This is a genomic window from Microbispora sp. NBRC 16548 (genome assembly GCF_030268985.1).
In the GTDB taxonomy this organism is placed as follows: Bacteria; Actinomycetota; Actinomycetes; order Streptosporangiales; family Streptosporangiaceae; genus Microbispora; species Microbispora catharanthi.
On record NZ_BSSF01000023.1, the window covers coordinates 79681 to 86740 of the forward strand.

Genomic DNA, 7060 nt, shown 5'->3' on the forward strand with positions numbered 1-7060 from the left:
GTCATCCGCCGCAGCGGCGGCGGATGCCGGGCGTGCCATCAGGCACAGGACACCACGAAGGAGAACTCACCCCCCATGAGAATCCCCAGAATCCTGACGGCGGCGGCGGCCGCTGTGCTGCTGGCGCCCTTGACGGGCGTGCTGCCGGCGCACGCGGACGCGATCACGCTGACCGTCGACTACGGGGCGGACGCCGGTCCGTCCAACCAGGTCGCGAGCGGATTCCTGCACGGCATCGAACCCGCTTCGCCCGCGCAGTACCTCATCGACGGCGTCAAGGTCGTGGCCATCCGCGGCGCCGATCACCACCCGAACCTGCCCAGTCTGTTCGACCGGGCCACCTACAACAGGGTCGCGGCGACCGGAGCCAAGCTACGGGTCGGTCTGTACTACGCCTCCTCGAACCCCTCCAGTCCCGACAACGGCTACTGGCCCGGCGACGGCGGAGACTGGGACCGTTGGCGGACCATCGTCAACCGGGTGTACGACGAGGCCCGGACCAACGGCTACCGGGTGGACTCCTGGATCACCTGGAACGAGCCGGAGGCGCAGTGGAGCTCCACCGCGCGGCCCTTCACCAAGTACCTCACCGCGCACGACGTCGCGTACGACACCCTCAAGGCCCGGGACCCCGGAGTGAAGATCGAGGGGCCCGAGCTCAGCTCCTACAACTTCTCGCGGCTCACGCAGTTCCTCACCTTCTGCAAGCAGAACAACTGCCTGCCCGACGTGCTCAGCTGGCACGAGCTCACGGCCGCCGCGCCCGACGTGCCCGGCCACACCGCGCAGATCAGGCAGTGGATGATCGACAACGGCATCACTCCGATGCCCATCACGATCACCGAGTACCAGGGTTCCGGGTACGGCAACTCCGACGCCTGGGATCCCGGGGTCAACGTCCGCTTCCTCGCCCAGTTCGAGCGGAGCGTCCCCAACGGTCTGGTCGACGCGCTCGACTCCGACTGGGACTACATCGGCAGCGACGCCAACTTCAGGTCGACGCTCGGCAACACCGCCGACAAGGCCACCGGCACGCTGCCCAAGGGCCTGTGGTGGAACTACAACACCTACAAGGACATGACCGGCAGGCTCGTCCGGACCACGTCGTCCGCTCCCACAACCGTGGACGCCCTGACCGCCGTCGACTCCGCCCAGCGCCGCTCCGTCGGCCTCATCGGCAACCAGAACACGGGCACCCACACCGTCACGCTCAACCTGCGCAATATCCCCTCCGTCCTGCAACGCAACGGCAAAGTCCACCTCAGCGTCACCCGCTTCGACGACCTCGGCGTGCTGACCAATCCGGCCAAGGTGCTGGAGCAGGACTACACCGTCTCCGGCAACAGCACGACGGTGACCCTGCCCGCGCTTCCCGCGAGCGCTTCGCTGCGCTTCGACGTCAGCCCGGTCATCGGTGGCAGCGCCGCGACGGTCTACGAGGCCGAGTCGCTGCCCGTCACCTCGACCGCGGGCGTCGTACGCCGTAACTATTCCGAGTCCGGCGCCAGCGGCGGCCAGGCGAGCGCCCTGGAATCGACGGCCGTGGGCCAGTCCGTCACCTACACGATCAACGTTCCCACCACGGGCGTGTACGCGTTGAGCGCCAACCTCAAGAGGGAGGCCAACCGCGGCTTCTTCCAGCTCTACGTCGACGGCAGGGTCTTCGGCCCGCCCCAGGACGAGTACGGCGCCGCCGCCTACTATCGCACCACCCTCGGTCATCTCCAGTTGACCGCCGGACAGCACAACCTCGAGTTCAGGGTGGTCGGCAAGAACGCGTCCTCCAGCAACCGGTGGATGGTCTTCGACCGGTTCGAGATCGCCCCCTTGCCCTGACGCGACCGCTGCCTCTCTTCGCCGTGGCGAGGGGCGGCGGCCAGGAGTCCGAGGCGTACGTTCGTGATCGGGGACGTACGCCTCACCCCCGCGACACCGAGCCGGGGCCGCACGCCGGCTGAGGCTTGGTTTCCGCACGCCATTTCGCATCGAATGATCAGGCAGCTGTCAGAGTGAGGCTGGAATATGGCGGAATAGGCATGAAACCGGGCGGCGAAGGCAGTCCCGTAACGGACGCGTGAAAGCTCTTGCCAATCCGCGGTATTCGCTGAAGAAATGGCCGGAGCCCGAGAGTCCGCCGTTTGCGGGGTTATGCCGAGGCCGCGGTGCAGCAGGCGTGCCGAGTCGCGTGCTCACCCGAGCGGTGTGGACATGGCAGCCCTGAAGCGCACTCTCGTCAAGTGATCCGATGACTGCACGCGGGCTGGCATGGAGTACTTCCTTGGGGAGGCGGGCCGACCTGTGGCGAGTGGACGTCTCATACGCGAGGCTTCCATGCTGTTATCGATAACATTTGGTACCCGAGGTCACGTCTGTGCATCCGTGATACCCCGTGACTCTAGGCCGCCGCGCTCTCAAGCCTTCCATCTTGAGGATCAAGGTTTCGGCAGCCAGGAGGGTGCCGCCGGATCGTCGGGCGCGACATCCGTGCAGCCCCCCAGAGGGGGACTGGCAACGGTCCTGCCTCTGATGTCTCTCCCTCGCGGGCCCTACCAGAAACATAGGATGTTTGTTGTGTTCCCGGAATGGGCTCTGTGCCGGCAGCCGAGGTCGTGGAGGTTGCGGGGGAGAGGCTCCGGCTCTCGATCCGGGGCAGAGCACGCGATCAAGCGCTGGCTGTCTCTCCGCCATCGGGCGCGCCGACCTTCATGGGATGAATCCAGTCCGTTTTATCCCTGTGAAGGTACTTAGAGGGTATTGATCTGACCGAAATATGTACGTAACATCCCATGAATCTTGGGGTGTTGCTAGGCGCCCCATGCTTTACAGCCCGTTAGGAGAAGGGTATGGGGCTCGTCAGAACCCTGTCGGCACCAAGACTGTTGGCTCTCGGGGTAGCGGCCGTCGTGCTCGTTCCGTTGGCCGCCGCCGTGCCGGCCGGCGCGGATACGGCGCCCACGCCGGAGCCGGTGCAGCGATACGAGGCCACCTGGAACTCGGTGAACCAGCACACACCGTCACCGGAGTGGTTCAAGGACGCGAAGTTCGGCATTTACTTCCACTGGGGGGCGTTCAGCACCCCGGCGTTCGGCAGCGAGTGGTACGGCCGCGACATGTACCGGTCGGGGACCGGTGAGAACAACCATCACATCGAGACGTACGGGGACCCCGCCGAGTGGGGTTACGACAAGTTCATCGACGGCGGAACGGACAAGAACGGCAACTTCGTCCAGTTCGCCCCGAAGCTGAAGTCCGAGGGAGGGAAGTTCGACCCTGACGACTGGGCGAAGCTGTTCAGAGACGCGGGGGCGAAGTTCTCCGGCCCGGTCGCCGAGCACCACGACGGATTCTCGATGTGGGACAGCCAGGTCAACGAGTGGAACTCGGTCGACAAGGGTCCCAAGCTGGACCTCCTGAAACTGTTCTCCGAGGCGATCCGCAAGCAGGACATGAAGCTGCTGGTGTCGATGCACCACGCATTCAACTACAACGGCTTCTACTACCCCGCGCCGAAGCAGACCGACCCGAGCCTGCAGAAGCTCTACGGGCAGCTCCCGCGTGAGCAGGAGGACCAGCTCTGGTTCGACAAGCTCAAGGAGGTCGTGGACGAGGCCCAGCCGGACATCCTCTGGCAGGACTTCTCGCTGAACAGCCCCGGCTGGTGTCACGAGGCGACCTCGCCGTGCAAGGTGGACGAACAGCAGCGGCTGAACTTCCTCGCGTACTACTACAACAAGGCCCAGGACTGGGGCAAGGACGTCGTCACGACGTTCAAGCACTTCGACTCCGGGTTCAACACCAACGGCCAGGTGGCGGACTGGGAGCGGGGCGGCCCGGCGGACATCACCACCCCCTACTGGCTCACTGACGACGCGATCAGCAGCAGCAGCTGGAGCTACACCAACGGCATCCGCTACTACAACTCCACGCAGCTGCTGCACTCCCTGATCGACCGGGTGAGCAAGAACGGCAACATGCTGCTCAACGTCTCGCCCACCGCCGAAGGTGAGATCCCCCAGGGACAGCGGGATGTCCTGCTCGACATCGGCGCCTATCTGAAGCAGAACGGCGAGTCGATCTACTCCACCCGCGCCTGGGGCGTCTTCGGCGAGGGACCGACGCAGATGGGCGGCGGGACCTTCAGCACGCCGCGGGCCGGTACCGCCAAGGACATCCGGTTCACCAGGAACAAGCAGGACAACGTGCTGTACGCCACCGTCCTGGGCTGGCCTGGTGACGGTGCCACCCTGGACATCGCCACCCTGGGCGGCAAGCGGATGAATCTGGACCAGCTCGACAAGGTGCAGCTGCTGGGCGCGACGCCGGGGTCGTACGTCGACGTGAACTACCAGCAGTCCGCGGACGCCCTGCGCGTCACCTTCCCGGCGCAGAAGCCGGCCGAGTCGCTGGCCTACGTCCTGAAGCTCACGTTCGACGGCGAGATCCCGACTCCGGCGCCGAGCGACGGTGCGGCGGTCTACGAGCAGGCCGGCTACCTGGGCAACAGCGCCGTGCTGAAGCCTGGCGACTACACGACCGCCGACCTGCAGAAACTGGGTATCACGGCGAACAAGATCGCTTCGATGCGGATCGCCGACGGATACCAGATCACCGCTTACCCGCAGGACAACTTCCAGGGCACCCCGGTCACCTACACGGGTGACGTGCCGAATGCGGCGACGGTCGGATCGCTGCGGGTGGGCCGAGACCTCAGCCTGCCGTTCGTGATCCAGAACGTGGCCAACAGTTTCGCCGTCGACACCGGAACGCCGGCCACCGCGGGCGCCTCGCCGCAGCTCCGGACCGTGAACGGCGGCGTTACGCAGACATGGCGAGTCGTCGACACCGGGGACGGGTTCGTCCGGCTGGAGAACCCGGCCACCGGGCTGGTCATCGACGGCGCCGGCGGGGCGTCCGGATCGTTCGTGAAGCAGTCGGCCTGGACCGGCAGCCAGCAGCAGCAGTTCCAGCTGTCCGTGGTCTCCGAAGGCGTCTACAACATCCTCAACCGCGCGAGCGGCCTCGCCCTCGACAGCGGCGGCAGCGTGCCGGAGGGATCGTCGCTCAAGCAGTGGAGGCTGGACACGAGCCCCAACCTGCGGTGGCGGCTGAACAAGGCGGCGAACGCGGACAAGACCGCTCCGGTGACGACGGCGACGACCGACCCGGCGCAGCCGGAGGGCGGCTCGTTCACCGGTCCGGTCACGGTCACGCTGAAGGCGGTCGACGAGACCGGCGGCAGCGGGGTCGCCAAGACCGAGTACAAGCTCGACGGTGGTGACTGGACCGCCTACACCGAGCCGGTCAAGGTCAGCGGCGATGGGCAGCACACGCTGGCCTACCGCTCGACCGACAAGGCGGGCAACGCCGAGGAGGCCAAGACGCTCACGCTGACGATCTCCACCCCGGCCACGCCCACGGTCAAGCTGACCGTCACCGCCGCCTCGCGCTGCATCGGCACCTCGGCCTACGTGGCGGTCACGGCCGTCAACAACGGCGATGTGCCGGCGACGATCACGCCGACCACCCCGTTCGGGTCCAAGACCGTGGCCGACGTGGCCCCGGGCAAGCAGGCCTACCAGTCCTTCAACACCCGGGCCGCCCACATCGACGCCGGCACGGCGACCGCGAAGGGCACCGCCACGATCGACGGCAAGCAGGTCACCACGTCCTACGACGCCGCCTACACCGCGGCCAGCTGCAGCTGAGCCGCTCACACCGCGGCCGGCCACGGCCGGCCGCACCGGCGGTGACCGCGGTCCCCACGACGCGGTCACCGCCTTAGGGGGTCTGACAGGGCTTGATTCGTCGACCCAGCACAACCGGGGCCGTCCGGCTGATCAGCCGGCTGGCCCCGCCCCCCATAAATGGAGCGATGACATGAAAATCACCAGGACCACCCAGCTGCTGGCCGCGTCCGTGCTCGGCCTCGCGCTCGCCGGCGCCGGCGTGGCCGGCCCCGCCATGGCCGACGACGACCCCGGCACCGGCAACGGCATCGACGTGTCGGTGAAGATCGAGCCCACCACCACCCCCGGCCAGGTGGCGATGACGGTGGCCGACAACAACGGCGTGGCTCTGCAGGAAAACGGGTCCGACGCCACCGCCCGCCAGTTCGTCGGCACCCTGCCCACGGTCACCGTGTCCGACACCCGCCAGCCCGAAGACATCCCCGCCGGGGAGTTCTGGGCGGTCGTCGGCCAGGCCAGCCAGTTCGTCGCGGCCGACGACCCGGCCAAGACCATCGGCCCGCAGTACCTGGGCTGGAAGCCGCGTCTGCTGAGCGACTCCTCCACCGGAGCGGTGGCGGCCGGTGAGCCGGTCTCCAGCGTCATCTCCGACGGCACCGGAGCCCCCCAGGTGGGACTCGAAGGCCAGGAACTGCTGGTGTCCACCGCCAACTCCTCCGACGAGATCGGCACCTCGCAGGTCAACGCCGACCTCGCCCTGCGCACCTCCACCGACGTCGCCGCCGGGGAATACCACTCCACCCTCACGCTGTCACTGTTCAACCAGTCCTGACCCCGCAGGCGAGGCGGACGCCACCGCCCGATGTGGGCGTCCGGGATCTTGTGCCAGCCTGGCACGCATCCCGGACGCCCACGATGAGACAGGAGCAACCGTTGCCGACCAGGAGCCGCCCGCGGGCCGCCCGCACGACCCCCCGCGCCGCCCGCGCAGCCCTCCGCGCCGTCTTTCAGGGTGTCGGCGTGACCATCGTGGTCGTCGTGGTTGCCATGGTCGCCGCGGTCGCGTTCGCCGTCCCGGCCGGGGCCGACACCACCTGGTCGGTCGTCCCGGCCGACGCCAACGGCCCCGACGGCCGCAGCGTCATCGACATCGAACTCGCCGGCGGGCAGCAGGTCACCGAACACGTCGCGGTCATCAACCGCTCCACAGCGCCCGTCGACTTCGCGATCGACGCCAACGACGGCTACCTGACCGCCAAGGGCTACTTCGACATGCGGCCCTCGGACGCCACACCCGTCGACGGCGGCGCCTGGATCGAAATCCCCGACAAAGTGACCATCGCCGCCGGAGCCACCGCCGTCGTGCCGGTGAA

General features: G+C 67.5%; 4 protein-coding genes. All 4 read left to right on the plus strand.

Features of this window, described 5'->3' with window-relative positions; all coding sequences use genetic code 11:
* Positions 1-75 precede the first annotated feature (75 nt).
* Positions 76-1836: a carbohydrate-binding protein gene (locus QSK36_RS39335; protein WP_285785909.1), complete on the plus strand. Its 1761-nt coding sequence runs from the start codon at positions 76-78 to the stop codon at positions 1834-1836.
* A 1007-nt stretch (positions 1837-2843) separates the two neighbouring features.
* Positions 2844-5705 carry an alpha-L-fucosidase gene (locus tag QSK36_RS39340; RefSeq protein WP_285785910.1) on the plus strand — a complete coding sequence of 954 codons (2862 nt, stop codon included), beginning with the start codon at positions 2844-2846 and terminating at the stop codon, positions 5703-5705.
* A 172-nt stretch (positions 5706-5877) separates the two neighbouring features.
* A complete protein-coding gene (locus tag QSK36_RS39345; RefSeq protein WP_285785911.1) occupies positions 5878-6519 on the plus strand; it encodes a hypothetical protein in 642 nt (213 codons plus the stop codon).
* A gap of 188 nt (positions 6520-6707) precedes the next feature.
* A partial coding sequence (locus tag QSK36_RS39350; protein ID WP_502883434.1) for a hypothetical protein occupies positions 6708-7060 on the plus strand: 353 nt, incomplete at its 3' end.

Coding starts and splice junctions, on each gene's coding strand:
- QSK36_RS39335 (WP_285785909.1), top strand. CDS start 76: ATGAGAATCCCCAGAATCCTGACGGCGGCGGCGGCCGCTGTGCTGCTG.
- QSK36_RS39340 (WP_285785910.1), top strand. CDS start 2,844: ATGGGGCTCGTCAGAACCCTGTCGGCACCAAGACTGTTGGCTCTCGGG.
- QSK36_RS39345 (WP_285785911.1), top strand. CDS start 5,878: ATGAAAATCACCAGGACCACCCAGCTGCTGGCCGCGTCCGTGCTCGGC.